The sequence below is a fragment of the Streptomyces sp. NPDC046900 genome (assembly GCF_040644975.1).
In the GTDB taxonomy this organism is placed as follows: domain Bacteria; phylum Actinomycetota; class Actinomycetes; order Streptomycetales; family Streptomycetaceae; genus Streptomyces.
Map to the genome: position 1 here is coordinate 52,268 of NZ_JBEYXD010000046.1, position 18,307 is coordinate 70,574.

An 18,307-nucleotide genomic window follows, 5' to 3' on the forward strand; every position below is an offset into this window, starting at 1 on the left:
GAGAGACTCCGCTTCATCCATGCTCCCACGCGAAGGAGACAACCGATGGCTTCCCCCACCGGATCCGATCAAGTCACCGCCTCCGGCGCACCGCGCGCCGGTGGAGCCGGTCGGCTCGCGAACCGCGCAGTCTCCCGGATCGGCTTCGGCGCAATGCAGCTGGAACGGCTGAAGGGCGATCGCACGGCGGCGATCGCACTGCTGCGCCGCTGCATCGACCTGGGCATCGATCACATCGACACGGCCCAGTTCTACGGACACGGCTTCGTGAACGAGATGATCCGCGAGGCCGTCCGGCCCGAGGACGACGTCATGGTGGTCAGCAAGGTCGGCGCCGAGCCCGATTCGGACGGCCCGCTTCCGCTCCGCCTCGCGCAGCGCCCCGAACAGCTGCGCACCGCCGTCGAGGACAACCTGGCCACCCTCAAGGTGGAACAGATCCCCCTGGTCAACCTCCGCCGTACGGACACCGGGCCCGGTCTGCGCGCTGAAGGAGATCAGGTCGTCCCTCTCGACGACCAACTTGCCGTGATGACCGCCCTGCGTGACGAGGGCAAGATCGGCGCGATCGGCCTCAGCGGCGTCTCCCTCGACGTCCTGCGCAGCGCGCTGCCCGCGGGCATCGCGTGTGTTCAGAACGCCTACAGCCTGCTGGCCCGCGACGACGAGGACATGCTCCGCCTGTGCCGGGAGGAGGGGATCGCCTGGGTTCCGTACTTCCCGCTCGGCAGCGCCTTCAACGGCATGCCGAAGGTCACCGACGAGCCCGCCGTCATCACCGCCGCACGTGAGCTGGGCACCACACCAGCCCAGGTCGGGCTGGCCTGGCTGCTCCACCATGCCCCGAACGTGCTGCTGATCCCCGGCACGGCCGACCCCGAGCACTTGGAGGCGAATGTGCGGGCCGGAAAGGTCACGCTCGACCCGGCGACGCTCATCGCCTTGGACACCGCCCCTTCACGCTCGGGAGACATCGCACTGGACTAGGGATGTCGTTGGATCACCGGGCAGACCAGAGGAAGGTGCCGGCGATGTGGAGTCCGGCCAGGTAGATGGCCGCGCTCTGTGGGGCGTTCTCCGCGATCGTGTGCCGGATGCCCCGGCGCCGCAGGTAGGTGCGGCACGGACCGGTGCTGTAGCCCCTGTCCGCCGCGACGGCGGCCGGCTTCTTGCGGCGTTTCCCCGGCCCGGGCCGGGGATCCCGGATCTTCTCCGCGCCGGCACGAACTGGGTGCAGTCCGCCCCCTGTTCCGCCGTGACGATCAGGGACAGCGGGCGGCAGTGGCCGTCGGCGCTCAAGTGGATCAGACTGGTGAAGCCGCCACGCGAACGGCGAGAAGCCGGGATTGACGCGAGGCAGGCTCGAAGCGGGCAGCGTGCTCCGCGTCTTCGCCAGGAGGCGTGGAATGGTGATCGCCCGAAGCACAGGCCGGCGGCGCGGGGAGGCACGGCGGTCATCGGGGACCGGCGCCGAGTTCGTGGCGCACGTACTGTGCGCGCACCGAGCGGACGCCAAGGGCGACGGCAGCGCCCACGATCACCACGAAGCCGAGCATCACCACGCGGGCGGACACGTACTGCGTCGCGATGCCCAGTGCGACGACCGGCACCGACAGACCGAGGTAGGCGCCGAGGAAGAAGAAGGCGAGCGCCTCGGCCCGGGACTCGGGCGGGGCGGTCGCCCCGGCCGCGGTCAGTGCGCTGCGGAAGGCCAGTCCTCCGCCGGCGCCGGTCAGCACCCCGCCGATCACGAACATCGCCAAGCTGGGCAGCCACATCCCGCCCACCAGCAGGGCCAGGCCGGGAACGAGCACGAGCGGGCCCGTGCGCAGCGTGAGCGCAAGCGAGGCGCGGCTCAGCGCTATCTGGGCCACCGCTCCCGCGGCGAACGCGGCGAACGCCACGGCCCCGGCCACCGCATGGGAGCTCTCGTGCAGGGTCCCGGCCAGGAAGGAGGGCGCCAGGGAGTTGAAGATTCCGTAGACGGCGAACGCACCCAGGCCTGTCGCGACAGCAGCGAAGAACATCCGGCGCGCGTGCTCCGGCACCGCGATGCGCTGCGGCCGGTACCGCGGGGCCGGATCCGGCAGGTCCGCGGTCTCGGGCGAAAAGGCGACCAGGACGGCCAGCGCGGCCAGCGCGACGAGGAACACCACGTACGGCAGCACGAGCGGCTGGGGGGCGTACTGGGCGAGCAGCCCGGCGACCAGCGGACCGAACCCGATGCCGCCGAGGTTGGCCGCGGTGGCGACGATCTGGGAGCGGCGCAGCGAGCCCGACCGTCCGCGCCAGGTTCCCAGGTGCAGTTCGCTCAGATACGCGGTGGCCGTCGCTGTGGTCAGGCCGACGGAGACACCGGAGAGGACGCGGGCCACCAGCAGGCCGGGCAGGCTCGGCGCGAGCACGAAGACAAGCGCGCTGACGATGTTGAGCAGCAGCGCGGGCACGAGCACCCGCTTGCGGCCGATCCAGTCGGAGAGGTGGCCGGCGAGGAAGAGGCTGGCGATCACACCGACCGCGTACACGGCGTACACGACGGTGATCATGATCGTGGAGAAGTGGTCGCGCCGCTGATAGAGCACGTACAGGGGGGTCGGCACGGCCGAAAAGCCCATGTTCACCAGAAAGGCGAGCGTGGTGGTCCAGAAGCCGAACGAGTGGTGCCGATGACGTCGGGTGGGTCGGTGGCGGTGCGCCCGCGGCTCCGCCCGCCCTGCGGGGATGACAGACAAGTACGGCTTCCTTTTCCAGGTGCTTGCTCGAAACAGCAGCGGCGTGGTCTGCCCTGCCGAGTCGCCCTTCAGGCTCCCTGGCTCGCTTTATGATGTCCAACGAAGAAAATCGATAGGGATCATCAATGGGCTGCATGAGTGCGGGAGGAGCACGACGTGGAGCTTCGGCACTTGGAACACTTCGTGGCCGTCGCCGAGGAGGGCAGCTTCACCCGCGCCGCGGCCCGGCTGCATCTGGTGCAGTCGACGCTCTCTGTCTCCGTACGGTCCCTGGAGCGTGAACTCGGCGGAAAGCTGTTCAACCGCACTACGCGCCAGGTCGAACTCACCGACGCCGGCCGTGCCCTGCTCGACGAGGCGCGCACCGCCCTCGCGGCGGTGGACGCGGCCCGCGACGCCGTCGCAGCCGCGCAGGGCGGTGTGCGCGGCACCGTCAACGTCGGCATCATGCACTCGCTGGCGCTGATCGATCTGGCCGCCACCCTCACCCACTACCACCGGGAGCGCCCGCAGGTGCAGATCATCCCCAGCACCGCTCCGGGCGGCTCAGCCGAACTCGTCACCCGGGTGCTCGACGGCAGCCTCGACCTGGCCTTCACCGCGCTCCCCGGCGTGTACCCCGCAGGGGTGACGCAGCGCCTGCTCGCGTCCGAGCCCCTCCTGCTCGCCTGCCCGGAGGGCCACCCCCTCGCCGAGCACTCGGTGATCCCGCTCGTCGACCTGGACGGCGAGCGTTTCGTGGACTTCCCCGTCGGGTGGGGCACCCGGGCCAGCGTCGACCGCCTGTTCACCCGGGGCGGCCTGCGGCGGGAGATCGCCGTAGAGGTCGCCGACATCCCCACGGTCGTCGACCTGGTCCGCGCCGGATTCGGCTGCGCCTTTGTGAGCGCCTCGCTGACCTCCGGCACCCGCGCCGACACTCTCGCAATGCGTCCGGTGCAGCCCGCGCCCCGCTTCGAGGTCTCCCTCGTCACCGCCACGCAACGCCGCCCGTCCGCCGCCGCCAGGGCGTTGATCGACCTCGTCCTGGCCACTCACGCCACCCCCCAGGACGATGACTCCAAGGCGTGATCAGGCCTGCAGAAGCTGTTCGCCAAGGACCCCGAGCGGGCCGCGCGCCGCCTGGCGCACATCCCGGTCGGACGGTTCGCGGAGGCCGAGGAGATCGCCGGCGGCGGTCGCGTTCCTCGCCGGCGTCGACTCCCCCTTCGTGAACGCCACCCAATTCCTGGTGATCGGCGGGATCTCGGGCACGTGAGTGACACCGCTGTGCGGCGGGCGAGACGGTCAACCTCGGTGGCCGCGCCTTCAGTTCGTGCGGGTAAGGTGCCGCCGTGAACATGGCGACCCCCGGGTGGTACCCGGATCCGTGGCATGAGGGCGGCGGCCCGGCCGGGCATCGGTGGTGGGACGGCACGACCTGGACCGAGCATGTACAGGCGCCGCAGCCGCCCGGCGAGGGCAAGCGGCGCCGCGGCCTGGTCGTGGGCCTCATAACCGGCGCCCTTGTGCTGGTCGCCGGGGGTGTCACGGCGGCGGTGGTGCTGACTGGCGGCGACGGCGGCCGCAAGGCACCGTCGGCCCACGGGTCTGCCTCCCCCGACCGGCACGCGCCGAGCCCGTCGGCGTCGCACCGCGCCCAGCCGAGCCCTTCCGGATCCGCGGGCGAGGACCGCCACAGTGGCGGCAGCCGGCCCCCGGGGCAGCGCCCGGCCGTCACCGGACACGTCGACGACACGGTCAACGGCCTTCGCGTTCCCTTGCTGCGCGGCTGGCGGGGCACTTCCACCAAGACCGGCGCGGGCCTCGGGTACGGCACCGCGTACCACTGCCCGGCAGTGCCCGCCGACTCCTGCCTGCCCGGCGGGGCGTACACGCGGGTCATCGCCCATCCTGGCGACCTGACCCTCGAGGAGCTGGCACAGGCCGAGATCGGCGAGGTCGCGCGGAGCACGTACGGTACGAACATGAGCGGCCTGCAGGACTACGGCGGCATCACCAGACATCGCCAGACCGCCGCGGGGGCTGTGACGGTCGCGGGCCGGAAGGGGTCCTTCGTCCGCTGGAAGGTCAGCACGGGCAAGGGGCCCGGCGCCGTCGTGGAAGCGGTGGTGTTCCCCTCGCCGTGGGTCCAGGGCCGCTATCTGCTGCTCGGCTTCGGCTTCGACGACAACAGCAGGGGCCCGTCTGTGACGGACATGCAGTGGATCACTGATGGCATCGAGCGCCTCGACGGCGGCGGCAGCGGCACCAGCGCCTGACCGTGGCGCTGCCCGGCCGTCACAGGAACGTCCGGCCCTTGCCGCGCTACGTCGGCACGGTCGCCGTGACCTCGTCGCCCTCGATCAGGTGCGGCGTGTCGAACCGTTCGCACAGCTGGCCCGCCTTGGCATGCCGGAACGACACCTTGTCGCCGATGAGGAGCTGGTCGGCCGGGCGCGCCCAACAGCGGCGGCTGCATCTCGCCGGGACCCTCCAGGGGGTCGCGCTTGCTGGACCACCACACCGCGCTGCGCGGGCCCAGTGCCGGTTGGGATCTGAGTAGCGCCGCTCCGTTCTGACCCACCTAGGCGAGGCGCGAGGCCGGGACGAGTCTGCTGATGCTGATGGCGAAGTCCCGACACAAGAGGGCAGAGAGCGTTGGCCGCTACTTCAAGCCTTCCCCGGAAGCGATCGCCCAGGTAACCAGCCTGCTTGCGCCCGGCGGCAGCAGGCATTGAGGGCTCCGCCTGGGCGGCTGCTGCCGGCCGCCGGTGTTACTCCAGTGCAGCCGCCTTGCACAGCAGCACTGACCGTTCGCGGGCGTTGCGGCACAGGCGGGCGGCGAGCTCCAGCTCGGTCCGTGCCTCGGCGGTCCGGCCGAGCCGGACGAGCAGCTCGCCGCGCACGCTCGGGAGCAGGTACGAGCCCGACAGGCGGCCGGAGGCGGCCAGTTCGTCCACAACGGACAGCGCCTGCTGCGGCCCTTCGGCCATCGCGATGGCGACCGCCCGGTTGAGTTCGACGACGGGTGACGGGGCGATGCGGCAGAGCGCCTCATACAGGAGCACGATGCGCTCCCAGTCGGTCTCCGGCACCGAAGACGCCGACGCGTGGCACGCGGCGATCGACGCCTGCAGACCGTACGGTCCCAGGCCGCGCCCGAGGGCCGAGGACCGGCCGAGTGCGGCCATACCGCGACGGATCGCCGACCGGTCCCACAGACGCCGGTCCTGATCCTCCAGGAGCACCGCCTCGCCATCCGGCCCGGTGCGTGCGGGAAAGCGAGCGGCCGTGAGCTCGAAGAGGGCGAGCAGCCCGTGTACCTCCGGCTCATCGGGCAGCAACGCGCCCAGCATCCGGGCCAGTCGGATCGCCTCGTACGCCAGGTCGGGGCGCAGCAGGTGGTCACCGATCGTCGCCGTCGAGCCCTCCGTGAAGATCACGTAGAGCGCGCTGAGGACACCGCCGAGCCGATTACGCCGTTCCTCTGTCGGCGGCAGCTCGAACGGGACTCCGGCTGCGGCGATCGTCTTCTTCGCCCGCGTGATCCGTGCCTGAACCGTCGGTGTGGGCACCAGGAACGCCCGGGCGATCTCCTCGCTGGACAGGCCGCCGACCACACGCAGCGTCAGGGCTACGCGGGCCTCGGGCGAGAGGACCGGATGGCAGGAGATGAACATCAGCGCTAGGACGTCGTCGTCGACCCGGTCGGGATCCCACGGCAGGGCGTCCGACCGGTCCGGCGGGACCACCACGCCCGAGCTCTGGTCCCCCTCGGCGAGCCAGCCTCCGAGCATGGTGTACCGCTCGTCGAGTGCCGACCGACGGCGAAAGCTGTCGATGGCGCGCCGCCGCGCGGTCGCCAGCAGCCAGTTCACCGGGTGCGTGGGCGCACCGTCGCGCGACCAGGAGACCAGCGCCTCCGCCAGCGCCTCCTGCGCGACGTCCTCGGCGAGCTCGAAGTCCCCGGTGTAGCGGGTCAACGCAGCCACGATCCGTGCGGATTCGATCCGCCAGACGGCCTCGACGGCCCGCCGCGCCGACTCGGCGCTCGGCGGGCCGTCGGCGGCCGCGGGCGTCACAGCTGGCCGGTCCGCTCGCGCCACGCCCGCTCCCTGATGATCCACTCGTTGTCCTGCGGGAACTCGTCGATGCCCGGTACGCGGCGGACCTCGCACTTCGAGCCGGCGACGGCCGGGAGCCGCTGGGCCCACTCGACCGCTTCCTCCTTCGATGCCACGTCGATCAGGTAGAAGCCACCGAACAGCTCCTTCGTCTCGCCGTACGGACCGTCGGTGACCACTGGCGTCTCGCCACTGAAGTCGACCACCACGCCCTGGGCCGGGTCGTCCAGGCCCTCGGCGGCCACGAGCACGCCCGCCCGGATCAACTCCTCATTGAAGCGACCCACCGTCTCGAGCATCTCCTCGAAAGGGGTGGCCATCATCTTCGCAACGGATTCGTCCGTGCCCCGCAGGATCAACATGTACTTCGCCATCTTCGGTCTCCTCGGTCTAAGGGCCGCCCTTCGGCCTTCTCACCCCAAGGTCGAACGAGGCAGCCACGGATCGACAGGCGGACAGAAATTCCTTGCACCCGGGCCGGGGACACCGTATCCCGGAGATCCGGGCGCCAAGCGAAGTACAGCGACGACAGCAACCGAGCATGACCGGGGGCACCTCTGAGGGGCGGTTTTCAAGATCGCTGATGGCTCGACTCAGCCACTGAGCCTCCCTCGGCCTCAGCCGTGCTGCTACCCACCGCCGACTGGAGGGCCGATCGTGAGCACATGATGTCAAGCATCGTCGTTCACTGCACCGAGCCTCGGAGGACCAGTACCTATGCCTCTGGATCCGGCTGCGGGAGCTCCTGAGGGCCCAGGGACTTGATCCCGACGGGACGATTGTCGTCGACCTCCTGCAGGGAGGACCTGATCACGAGGATGGCCAAGTCATCTCCGACGAAGGAAGGGTCTACCGTTTCACCCTCTTCTACGACCAAGCCCGCCCGCCACGCACCCGAAGCACCGGCCTCATCGCCAGGAGCATCGACCGGACCGGTCGTGCCGGCCGCCGTGCCGCCGTGCCGCCGGACCGCCGGAGTCGTTCACCGAGCCTCTCAACGAGCCCGGAGATAGGCGAGGACCGCGAGGACGCGGCGGTGGCCGGCGGCGTCCTGGGGCAGGTTGAGCTTGGTGAAGATGCTCCGCACGTGCGCTTCGACGGTCTTGGGGCTCAGGAACAATTCGGCGGACAGGGCGAGGTTGGAGCGCCCCTGAGCCATGAGTTCCAGTACCCCCCGCTCGCGTTCGGTGAGCGCCGCCAGCGGGTCGTGCACACGCTTGCGGCCCAGGAGACGAGCGACGAGTTCGGGATCCAGTACGCAGTCGCCGTTCGCGACCCGCCGCACATCGCCCGCGAACGTCTGCAGGTCGGCGACCCGGTCCTTGAGCAGGTAACCGACGCCGGAGTCGAATTCGGTCATCAGTCGCACGGCGTAGGACGTTTCGACGTGCTGGGACAGCAGCAGCAGCCCGACGTCGGGGTGTGCGCGCCTGAGTTGGATCGCGGCCTGCATACCCTCGTCCAGGTGGCCCGGCGGCATCCGGATGTCGATGATCGCAACGGCCGGTGGTGCTTGCCGCACGAGTGCCATCAGCCCGGCAGCATCGCCCGCCTGGCCGGTGACGTCGAAGCCCGCCTCGGCCAGGATGCGGGCGACGCCCTCACGGAAGAGTACGACGTCGTCGGCGATTACCACGCGCATGGAATCTCCGCTCGGAGTCGGGTGCCGTTGCCGGCGGGGCTCTGCACGGTCAGTCGGCCGTTGAGGGTCGCGAGGCGGTCGAGGATGCCTTGGAGTCCACTGCCCCACCGCCCGTCCGCGCCGCCCCGGCCGTCGTCGGCCACCTCTACGCACAGCCGGCTGTCGGTGACCTGGCCGGTTATCGCGATGGCCGTGGCCCCCGAGTGCTTGGTGGCGTTGGTCAGGGCCTCGCTTACGATGAAGTAGGCGGTCGCCTCGACCTCGCGTGGAAGTCGCGCGACGAGGGGCACGTCGACGGTGACCGGGATCGGTGAGCGTTCGGCGAGGGAGTCGAGCGCCGCGCCGAGTCCTTCCCGGGTGAGGACAGCCGGGTGGATGCCGCGCGCGAGTTCACGCAGCTCGGCCAGCGCGAGGGTCAGTTGGCGGCGGGCGTCCTCGATCGTGCCTGCCAGGGCGACGTCGGGTGCCGCCTTGGTGGCTATCGCCTGGAGGGTCAGCGCGAGAATGACCAGGCGCTGCTGGGCCCCGTCGTGCAGGTCGCGCTCCAAACGGCGGCGCGTCTCATCCTGCGCCGCGACGATGCGCTGTGCCGCCGCTTGCAGCTCGGCTGCCTGCACCGCGATCTGATGCAGCCGACGCCGCAGCTCCTCGCCGAGTCCGATGTTGTCCAGGACGAGTTCGGCCTGCGCCACCAGATCCTGCAGCAGCCGGTCTTCGGCGACGGTCAGCACGTCGCCACGCGCCTTGGTCAGCGTTACCGCGCCGCGCACGGCACCCCGGCAATCGATACGTCGCACGTGCGTGCGTCCGCCGTCGGCCAGCGCCGCGAGCGTGGTCGGCGCGGTGACGACGGGCGTACCGGGGCCGGCCGCCGGAGGCCAGGTTGCCACCGCCACGAGTTGGGCCTCGCCGCCCACCCACAAAGTGACCTCTGCGGCACCGACACCGTCGGCGATGGTCGAGGCAAGCCCGGTGAACAGGTCGGCGTCCTGGCCGCCACGGCTGACGTGGGTGGACAGGCGCGCCAGCGACTCGTACGGCGTGGGCCGGCGCCCGTAGACAAGCCGGTCCGCAGCCCCCTGCACCCGCCGACGCACCCGTTCGAACACCACCGCGACCACCGCCGTGGCCGCCAGCGGCCACCACGAGCCGCCCGCGTCGCCAACACTGACGAGCCGCCCGATGCCGGCCACCACGGCCACGTACACCAGGGTGACGATGACGGCCATCGCGCCGTACACCACAGTCTTGTTGATCAGAAGGTCGATGTCGTACAACCGGTACTTGACGATCGCCACACCCGCCGCGACGGCCACCAGCGGCACCGCCAGCAACCCGAGCGCCGGAGTGCGGAACGCGACAAGCCCGACGCCCATGGCCACCGCGCCCATCACCAAGGCGTACGCGAACCAGCGCAACTGCCGTGCCTCGTCGCCGCACGCGCGGCGCAGCCGGATGACGGCACCGATCACCCACACCAGCTGGAACAGCAGATAAGCCGTAGGCCCCAGCACGTTCCACACACGTTGTGCCGTCTCGTAGCCCGCGACGCGAAACGGGTGCGCGACGGTAAGGCCGTCGTCTGCGTACTCGACCGGCCACAGCGCCGAGGCCAGCGACAGCATCGCGGCCGCAGGCACCATCGTTGCCACCACGACCCGCCAACGCGACGAGGGCAGCCTGCCGTCCGGGAAACACAGCATGGTCACACCGAACAACGCCAGCACCAGCGCAAGCGGCCAAATACCCAACCACCCCAGCCACACGGCGCCCGGCTCGTCCACACCGAGGGGCCCGGCCGCGTACTGGCGTCCGAAGAACATGACCGCATGCGCGAGTCCGGTTGCCAAAAACAGCCAGCCCTCGCGGTGTCTCGGCCGTCGGTCCAGGACGAACACACCCACAGCCGTGAACGCCGCCGCGATCAGCCCGTTGTGAAGATTGGGCAGGAAGACGCCGAAGGCGAAGCCGCCGGCAACGAGGGCGCCGGAGACCAGACCAAGGCCCAACGGGGCGATGCGGGGGCGGCGAGGCTGGCTCATGGCCCACCGATGACCGCGGCGAGAGCCGCCACCGACAGCTCCGCCTTCGGGATGAACCCGGTGGCGCCACTCATTGCCACGCGCCGCCCATAGTCCGTCGCATCCCGCGTGGAGACCAACACGATGCAGACGCCTTCGCTCAGGCTCATGATCTGCGGTATCAGATCGAACCCACTGATGTCCGGCAGTTGGATGTCCAACAGCACCACCTGCGGACGGAGCGCGGCGACGGCCTCGAGCGCGGACTGCCCATCCGGGCACAACGCTGCCACCTCCAGCCCCGCCGCCGCCACCAGTTCGCCGGCCAGCGCCCTGAACTCGGCGTGGTCGTCCACGATGACGGCGCTCCGGTGCATGCACAGATGCTCGCACAACCGCACCGCCCCCGCCTGAGGGCTAACCCTCATCCGCTCCAGGGCAGGCCTCGATGAACATCCATGCCGCAATTCCTACGGTTCCAACAGTCGTTCGTCCACCCGAAAGGAAGTCCCTCCCATGTCCACCACGCCAACTCCCCCGCCTGCCGCGCGGGTCAAGGCAAGGACCGCCGCATGCTTGCTGCTCGCCGGCGGCACCGCCTTCCTCATCGGCGGCGGCCTGCACCCAAGGGTCGACGCGCCCGATGGCGGCGCCAAGGAACGGTTGCGGGTCATGTTCGAGGACGGGGGCTGGTACCCGTCGCAGGCGCTCATGCTGGCCGGCACCGCTCTCATCGCTGCCGCGCTGATCGCGCTCGTACGCCGCCGCCTGCCCACGGAGACACCATGGGCGCGGCACGCGACCACGGTCGCGGCGCTAGGGGCGATCCTGGCCTCGCTCGCATTGCTGCTGCACCTGCTCGCCGCCGGCGAGGCCGACCGCCTCGCCAGCGGCGGCAACACACCGATCACCGACACTCTCGTCGTGGTCGACACGATCGCCATGCCCGTGTTCGGCCTCGGCATCGCAGCACTCGCGCTGGCCGGAGCACTCACGCGGACCCTCGGCAACATGGTCGCCGCCATTCCCGGTGTCATCGGCGGATTGGGCTACGCCCTCGCCGCCGGAACCATCCTCATCTCCGACCGCCTCGACGGGCTCTTCCCCACCGCCATCGGTATCGCACTGTGGGCCGCGGCGGCGGGCGTCCAGCAACTGCTGCCGGACCGCCGCGCCACGGCCACGGCTTAGCGGCACCGCGCCGGACCGGCCACAGGAGGGGGGTGGCCGGCCCGGCCCATCGCAGACGCGGTGCGGGCAGTCCTGTAACAGGGGCCGGGACCACGCCACCAGGACGCGCCGCACACCGCCGGACGAGGGATCCGGCCGTGACAAGGGGGAGCCGATGTCGGAACGGCTGCTGGACGGGCGCTATCGCCTGATCGACCGGATCGGATCCAGGGGGCATGGGTGAGGTGTGGCGCGCCTATGACACGAACCTGCACCGCGAGGTGGCTGTCAAACTGATCACCGAACTCGCCTACGCCCAGGACCCCAAGGCCGCGGCCCGGTTCATGCGGGAGGCCAGGGCCGTCGCACGGCTGTCCAGTCCGCACATCGAGACGGTCCATGAACTGGGTACGGCATGGATGGCTAACGGACCCAAGGTGCCGTACCTGGTGATGGAACTGCTGGACGGGCGCCCGCTGGACCATCTGCTCAAGAGCGCCGGCTGGCTTCCTCCGCTGGATCACGTGGGCCGCTGGACCGATCAACTGTGCCGTGCGCTGGGGACAGCCCACGCGGCCGGCGTGGTGCACCGAGATATGAAGCCGGCGAATGTCATGATCACCAGGGATACCACGGCCGTCGGCGACGGCAGGGTCGTCAAGGTTCTCGATTTCGGCATCGCCCGGTTCCTCAACGGCACCACGGGAGCACCGACCACGCTGACCCCCACCGGGTCGATCATGGGCACACCCGCTTACATGTCGCCGGAACAGGCCCGAGGAGAAGGAACTGTCGACGGACGGGGTGATCTGTACTCCTTGGGCTGCATCCTCTACGAACTGGTCACGGGACGACTGCCGTTCGAAGGTGGCGCCTGGCATGTGGTGCTGCGCAAGCACATCACTGAGCCTCCCGCTCCGCCGCGGCTGCTGCGCTCGGGACTACCGCAGGGCTGGGACGAGTTGATCCTCGCGCTGCTGGCCAAGAAACCGGCCGACCGTCCGCAGACCGCCGCGGAAGTCCGGCACCGGCTGAGCGCGATGGTCGCGGCGTCCACCACGTTCACATCCGCCCGGCCCGCACCCCTCCCGCCGACGCGACTCGATCCCGGACCGCCGCCTCCCGACCCGCTGCTCATGCCGCCTCCCGCTCCAACCGAGCCACCGCGTGTCCCGGCCCAGGCAGGCCCCAGGAATGCGAAGGCGGCGGAAAAGGCGAAAAGGGCAGAACAATCGGAGATGCCGGCGTCGCGCCGGTCCCATACCGAACCGACAGTACCCGCGACTCAGACGCGGCGGGCCACCAGGGGGTTGCCGCCCTGGCTGCTGCGGACCGGCGGCGCGGTCTACCTGGTGGCGGTGTTTGCGGGGCTGATGGGGGCTTCAGACATCCCAGTCGGGGCGAAAGTCGGTGAAGTGACCCTCGTGGTGATCCTGACCGGGCTGTACCGGCGATGGCGCACCCGCCGGAGCACGACGACGCCACCAGCGTCTCAGGGTCCGCGGCCCAGGAAGGCATGACCAGTACGCCCCGATCCGCGCGGACGTCCGCACTGCGTATGCCCGGCTCACGCAAGTGATGCAGGCCCGGCACCGGCGCACCCACGGGAAGCATGAACGTCTCTGCACGCACCCCCCGGACTGGCTGCTACCCCGGCGCGGTCGCCCCGATCAACGCCGCCCGTCAGCAGTACCGCCACCCATATGCGGGCATCACGAATCCCTGATCCCTCTTCAACGAAGCCCCCGGTCCCGCACGGCAGCGGACCCCTCCGCCGCCTGGTCACCACCACCCCTATCGAACAAACGATCAATCGCGGGAAGTACACACCAGCACTGGCGCGATCACACCCCACCCTCACCAAGACCCGCACCGACCTCGGTATGAAGAAGGAACACCGCAGCACGCCCGCCGCCGGCCGAAGCTCCCATCCCGTGGCGCGGATCGCTGCGCCGGCTGTCCGTCGAAGGCTGCACCTGCTTGCTCAGCTCGCCTGGGGCCGGGCCAGACCGTGGTCGTAGGCGAAGATCACTGCCTGGATGCGGTCGCGGGCACCGATCTTGGCCAGGACCCGGCCGACATGGGTCTTCACGGTGGACTCCGACAGGACGAAACGGCCGGCGATCTCGCCGTTGCTCCAGCCCTTGCCGATGGCGACGAGGATCTCGCGTTCACGGTCGGTCAGGGAGCTCAGTCTCGGGTCCTCGGTGGAGCCGGCACCGGCGGGCGGCACGAGACGGGCGAACTCGTGGAGAAGGCGGCGGGTGAGCGCGGGGGCGATAACGGCATCTCCGACGGCCACCGCGCGGATGCCCGCCAGGAGTTCCTCGGGGCGGGCGTCTTTGAGGAGGAACCCGCTGGCTCCGGCGCGCAGCGCCGCGTACACGTACTCGTCGAGGTCGAAGGTGGTCAGGACGAGGACACGGGAGCGGTCGCCGGCGGCGACGATCCGGCGGGTGGCCTCGATGCCGTCCATGCCCGGCATGCGGACGTCCATGAGGACGACGTCCGGGCGGAGTTCGGCGGCCTTGCGCACGGCCTCGGCTCCGTGAGCGGCCTCGCCGACCACCTCCGTCTCGTGCACGGAGTCCAGAAGCATGCGGAAGCCGTACCGCTGGAGCGGCTGGTCGTCCACAACGAGTACGGTGGTCACCGGGCACCGTCCTGGGGGGTGAGGTCGAGGTCGGCCCGTACCGTCCAGCCGGCGCCTGCGGGGCTCGCGCTGACGTGCCCTCCATAGAGTGCCGCTCGTTCTCGCATGCCCACCAGGCCGTGACCTTCCTCGTTCGCCGTGCGGGGACGGCCGACCGGGGTGGAGGGGCCGGAGTCCTGGACCGTGATGGTCAGCCGCGTGTCCTCCACGACGATCGCCAGGTTCGCACGCGCGCCGGCGCCGGCGTGTTTCAGGGTGTTGGTCAGGGCCTCCTGCACGATGCGATAGACCGTGAGCTGCACCCCGCTGTCGAGGGCGTCGATGTCTCCGACCGTACGGTAGACGACCTCCAGGCCGGCGGCGCGCACCCCCTCGCACAGCGCGTCGAGGTCGGTGAGACCGGGCTGCGGGCTCAGCTCGGGCTCGGCCGGCGCACCGTCCGCCTCGCGCAGTACGCCGAGCACCCGCCGCAGTTCGCTCAGCGCCTGGCGGCCGGTGTCGCCGATGAGGTGCAGGGCCTCCTTGCCCCGTTCCGGAGCTGCGCCTGCGGCGTAGGCTCCTGCATCGGCGAGGGTGATGATGACGGACAGGTTGTGACCCACGATGTCGTGCATCTCGCGGGCCACTCGTGCCCGTTCGGCGGCGACAGCGAGTCGGCCGCGCTGGTCGCGTTCGATCTCCAGCCGTGCCGCACGCTCGCGCAGCCCGACCAGTTGGGCCCGCCGGATGCGGATCATCAGGCCGAGCGCGAGTGCTGCGGTCGCCGTGCTGAGCAGGAAGAACAGTGCGTCCCAGACCGACACCGCCGCCGAGACCCGCACCGCGACCAGGCTCAGTGCACCCGCTGCGACCGCGCAGGCCCAAGCCAGCTGCCGCAGCCGCCCGTGCAGGGCCAGGCTGTACAGGGCGACGAAGAGGGCGACGTCCGCACGGAGCGCGGCGCCGAGGGACCACTGGAGGACGAACACGGCCGTGACGGCGCCGAAGGCGGCGGCGGGCGCCCGCCGCCGCCACAACAGCGGCAGCACCAGCCCGGCCTGCAGGGCCATGATGCCCGCCACGGGCAACCGGGTGAATGCCACGCGGAAGCGGCGCGGGCCGTCGCCGTCCCCCCCGATCACGCCGACTGCATGCAGCAGATCCGGCAAGCAGAACAGCAGGAAGACCAGCACCACCACCGCGGTGTCCAGCACCCACGGACGGGCCCGGTCGGCATGCCGGAGCCGCTGGCCGGCCCGGCCGAGCCGGGCGACCAGCGGCCCCATCCCGCTGAGGTCATCGGCGGTCACGGATGTCACGGATGTCACCAACCCATGATGCGGGTGGCTGCCGCTCAGACGTCGCTGCGCAGCAGCCGGTACGCCGCTCCGGCCAGCGCGAGGGCTGTCCAGCCGAGGAAGACCAGGAGTCCGGCGCCCGGCGACAGGGTGGTGGAGTCGTGGGTCAGAGCGAAGATCGACTCGCCCGCGTGGCTGGGGAGGTAGGGGTCGATGTCGCCCTGCCACGAACTGGGCAGCAGGGAGATCAGCCCGGGTACGAGCATGAGGGCGGCGACCAGGACCGAGATACCGCCGGCCACGGACCGCAGCAGCGCGCCCAGGGCGGCGCCGATCACTCCGACCAGGCCCAGGTAGAGTCCGGCGCCCAGGAGGCTGCGGACGACGCCGGCATGGCCCATGCCCATGGCGGCAGGCGTGCCGGAGACGATCTGGCTGCCCACGAGGAAGGCGACGAACGCGCCGACGGTCGCGACCACCAGGGCGACCACTCCGTACACCGCCGCCTTGGACCACAGCACCGGGAGCCGGCGCGGTACGGCCGCGAGGGTCGAGCGGATCATGCCGGTGGAGTACTCGCCCGCCGTGACCAGCACGCCGAGCACACCGAGGGCGAGCTGGGCGAAGTTCGTGCCGAAGAGGGACAGGCTCACGGCCGTCGCGGTGGCGAAGTCGCGGTCCATGTGCCGGCCGGAGTCGAGATTGGACTTGTAGTGGCTCGCGGCGATGACACCGAAGGCGACGAGGAACAGCAGACCCAGGCCGAGGGTGATCCAGGTGGAACGCAGAGTCCAGAGCTTGGCCCACTCAGAGGCCAGCACGCGCCGTCCGGTGACCCGGTAGGCGGGCCGGGCCTGAGCGGCCGGGGCGGTCTCGGGAGTCTCGGGCGTTGCCGTGAGGGTGCTCATGCCGCGCTCCCGGAGGTCTCGATGCCGGTCGTGGAGCCGTGGTACTCCACGGCGTCCCTGGTCAGTTCCATGAATGCCTCCTCCAGCGACACCGCCTTCGTGGTCAGCTCGAACAGGGGGATCCCATGATCGGCCGCCTTCAGTCCGATCGCACGGGCGGACATCCCGGTGACCTGGAGTTCCTCCGAGCCGATGCGGCCGGTGATCTCCACACCCGAGCCGGCCAGCACGTCCCGCAGCCGCGCCGGGTCGTCCGTTGCGACCTTCACGGTGTCGCCGCCCGCCTCGCGGACCAGGTCCTGCACGGTCGTGTCGGCCAGCAGCCGGCCACGCCCGACGATGATCAGATGATCCGCGACGAGTGACACCTCGCTCATGAGATGCGAGGAGACGAAAACCGTGCGCCCCTCGGCCGCGAGGGTGGTGAGCAGGTTCCGGATCCACAGGACGCCCTCGGGGTCGAGCCCGTTGACCGGCTCGTCCAGCATCACGGTCTGCGGATCGCCGAGCAGGGCCGCGGCGATGCCGAGCCGCTGGCCCATGCCGAGGGAGAAGGCACCGGCACGCTTCTTCGCGACGCTGCCGAGACCGGCGAGTTCGACGACCTCCTCGACCCGACGGCGCGGAATGCCATGAGTCAGCGCGAGGGCCCGGAGGTGGTTGTAGGCAGAGCGGCCCGGGTGGATCGACTTCGCCTCCAGCAGCGCCCCCACCTCCTGCAGCGGTGCCTGGTGGCGGGCATAGCGGTGACCGTTCACCGTGACGGAGCCGCTCGTCGGCGCGTCCAGCCCGACGATCATGCGCATCGTCGTGGACTTGCCCGCACCGTTGGGCCCCAGGAAGCCGGTCACCGTGCCCGGCTTCACGGTGAAGTCCAGACCGTCGACCGCGACCTTCTCCCCGTACCTCTTGGTGAGCTGCTGTGCCTCGATCATTCGCGTTCTCTCTCTCGGACTCCGGCGCCCGAAACGCCTGACGCCTCCTCCGCAACGCTAAGTCCGCGATCTGCCGGATCCGGTGGTACCGGGGGCTGAACAGTGGCGGGCCGGTAGTACCGGGGTACTACGGCGCCGGCAGCCGGCGGCGGTACTTACAGCGTCTCTGATTAGCTATGCGATCCTGGGTTGGATTGAGTTTCCGGGATCGTTTCCCACCGTGGTGGGGAGGCGTGGGCGTGGAGGTGGAATCCCGCGCCGAGTGCCGCCCCTTGTGGCTGGTGGCCGGTGGTGGGTGTGCTGATCGTGTTCACGCCCTGGTGTCGGTGGGCTGCGCGGGGCAGCCGGGTCCGGTCCGTGTGAGCGTGTCCCTCCGGACGCTGGCCGGCACGACCGCGAGGCCGTGCCGGGGAGGGTGCCCTGCGTCGCCTGGGCGCGGGGCGTGGGGAACGACGCCGGGTAGGGCCGGTCTTGGTCCGGTCCTTCCGGCTGGTCTTGGGAGTCGGTGTGAGGACCGCGTTCGCTTCCAGGTCGTCGAGGACCGTCCGGATCACCATGTGGCCGCTGGCGCGGTCGCAAACGGTCGTGGCCTGGTGGGCCAGGCCGCGGGCTGCGATACGGCGCCAGGCACCGTGGTCGCGGTCGCCCTGCCAACCGCAGTCCTGGTTGAGGCAGACGGCCCATTTCCATCCCGGGAGGGTGGGCCGGTCGGGGGCTTTGCGGTGCCGCAGCGGGGTCAGGCAGTGCGGGCACAGTTTGGAGGTGTTCCGGGCTGGAACCGTGACGACGGCGATGCCCTGTTCGGTGGCGAGGTGCCGCATGCGGTCGGCGATCTGTCCGCGGACCTGCTGGGACAGGCGGGT

16 protein-coding genes and 2 pseudogenes are annotated in these 18,307 nt (G+C 70.6%); 6 read left to right on the forward strand and 12 right to left on the reverse strand.

Annotation, left to right across the window (positions count from 1 at the left end; translation table 11 throughout):
- Positions 1-45: 45 nt before the first annotated feature.
- Positions 46-987: an aldo/keto reductase gene (locus ABZ904_RS32785; RefSeq protein ID WP_361000099.1), complete on the forward strand. Its 942-nt coding sequence runs from the start codon at positions 46-48 to the stop codon at positions 985-987.
- Positions 988-1,454: 467 nt separating this feature from the next.
- Here the strand turns inward: ABZ904_RS32785 and ABZ904_RS32790 are convergent, their stop codons facing one another.
- Positions 1,455-2,732, reverse strand: a complete 1,278-nt coding sequence (locus tag ABZ904_RS32790; RefSeq protein ID WP_361000096.1) for an MFS transporter — start codon at positions 2,730-2,732, stop codon at positions 1,455-1,457.
- A 156-nt stretch (positions 2,733-2,888) separates the two neighbouring features.
- On the opposite strand from ABZ904_RS32790, the gene ABZ904_RS32795 reads away from it, so the two are divergent.
- The 3 genes and pseudogenes from ABZ904_RS32795 to ABZ904_RS32805 all read left to right on the forward strand — a co-directional run bounded on the left by ABZ904_RS32795 (position 2,889) and on the right by ABZ904_RS32805 (position 4,993).
- A complete protein-coding gene (locus ABZ904_RS32795; RefSeq protein ID WP_361827403.1) occupies positions 2,889-3,803 on the forward strand; it encodes a LysR family transcriptional regulator in 915 nt (304 codons plus the stop codon).
- 6 nt (positions 3,804-3,809) lie between these two features.
- A pseudogene (locus ABZ904_RS32800) lies at positions 3,810-3,990 on the forward strand (SDR family oxidoreductase); the annotation flags it as partial.
- An 82-nt stretch (positions 3,991-4,072) separates the two neighbouring features.
- A complete protein-coding gene (locus ABZ904_RS32805) occupies positions 4,073-4,993 on the forward strand; it encodes a DUF2510 domain-containing protein (RefSeq protein WP_359409138.1) in 921 nt (306 codons plus the stop codon).
- Between the two features lie 46 nt (positions 4,994-5,039).
- Here ABZ904_RS32805 and ABZ904_RS32810 read toward each other — a convergent pair.
- From ABZ904_RS32810 to ABZ904_RS32835, 6 genes and pseudogenes are all read right to left on the reverse strand, one after another.
- Positions 5,040-5,208, reverse strand: a pseudogene (locus ABZ904_RS32810) (amino acid deaminase/aldolase); the annotation flags it as partial.
- Between the two features lie 280 nt (positions 5,209-5,488).
- Entirely contained in the window at positions 5,489-6,820 is a 1,332-nt protein-coding gene (locus tag ABZ904_RS32815) for an RNA polymerase sigma factor (protein WP_361827407.1), read from the reverse strand.
- Positions 6,793-7,212, reverse strand: a complete 420-nt coding sequence (locus ABZ904_RS32820; RefSeq protein ID WP_359409133.1) for a YciI family protein — start codon at positions 7,210-7,212, stop codon at positions 6,793-6,795. Before ABZ904_RS32820 ends, ABZ904_RS32815 begins: the two co-directional genes overlap by 28 nt.
- 620 nt (positions 7,213-7,832) lie before the next feature.
- Entirely contained in the window at positions 7,833-8,480 is a 648-nt protein-coding gene (locus ABZ904_RS32825) for a response regulator transcription factor (protein WP_359409131.1), read from the reverse strand.
- Entirely contained in the window at positions 8,468-10,522 is a 2,055-nt protein-coding gene (locus tag ABZ904_RS32830) for a histidine kinase (RefSeq protein WP_361827411.1), read from the reverse strand. The genes ABZ904_RS32825 and ABZ904_RS32830 overlap by 13 nt, the downstream gene beginning before the upstream one ends.
- A complete protein-coding gene (locus tag ABZ904_RS32835) occupies positions 10,519-10,857 on the reverse strand; it encodes a response regulator transcription factor (RefSeq protein ID WP_361000083.1) in 339 nt (112 codons plus the stop codon). The genes ABZ904_RS32830 and ABZ904_RS32835 overlap by 4 nt, the downstream gene beginning before the upstream one ends.
- A gap of 160 nt (positions 10,858-11,017) precedes the next feature.
- Here ABZ904_RS32835 and ABZ904_RS32840 point away from each other — a divergent pair, with 160 nt between their 5' ends.
- Together ABZ904_RS32840 and ABZ904_RS32845 are read left to right on the forward strand one after the other, a co-directional pair.
- Positions 11,018-11,692, forward strand: a complete 675-nt coding sequence (locus tag ABZ904_RS32840) for a hypothetical protein (protein ID WP_359409125.1) — start codon at positions 11,018-11,020, stop codon at positions 11,690-11,692.
- 215 nt (positions 11,693-11,907) lie between these two features.
- On the forward strand, positions 11,908-13,191 hold the full coding sequence (locus ABZ904_RS32845) for a serine/threonine-protein kinase (protein WP_361827415.1): 1,284 nt from the start codon (positions 11,908-11,910) through the stop codon (positions 13,189-13,191).
- Positions 13,192-13,655: 464 nt separating this feature from the next.
- On the opposite strand, the gene ABZ904_RS32850 is transcribed toward ABZ904_RS32845, so the two are convergent.
- The 5 genes from ABZ904_RS32850 to ABZ904_RS32870 form a co-directional block, all read right to left on the reverse strand.
- Positions 13,656-14,324, reverse strand: a complete 669-nt coding sequence (locus ABZ904_RS32850) for a response regulator transcription factor (RefSeq protein WP_361000080.1) — start codon at positions 14,322-14,324, stop codon at positions 13,656-13,658.
- A complete protein-coding gene (locus ABZ904_RS32855) occupies positions 14,321-15,589 on the reverse strand; it encodes a histidine kinase (RefSeq protein WP_359409154.1) in 1,269 nt (422 codons plus the stop codon). Before ABZ904_RS32855 ends, ABZ904_RS32850 begins: the two co-directional genes overlap by 4 nt.
- Before the next feature lie 68 nt (positions 15,590-15,657).
- Complete coding sequence (locus tag ABZ904_RS32860; protein WP_359409119.1) at positions 15,658-16,509, reverse strand: ABC transporter permease; 852 nt, start codon at positions 16,507-16,509, stop codon at positions 15,658-15,660.
- A complete protein-coding gene (locus ABZ904_RS32865) occupies positions 16,506-17,444 on the reverse strand; it encodes an ATP-binding cassette domain-containing protein (protein WP_359409117.1) in 939 nt (312 codons plus the stop codon). Before ABZ904_RS32865 ends, ABZ904_RS32860 begins: the two co-directional genes overlap by 4 nt.
- Positions 17,445-17,614: 170 nt before the next feature.
- The coding region (locus ABZ904_RS32870) for a zinc ribbon domain-containing protein (protein WP_361827418.1) at positions 17,615-18,307 on the reverse strand (693 nt) is incomplete at its 5' end.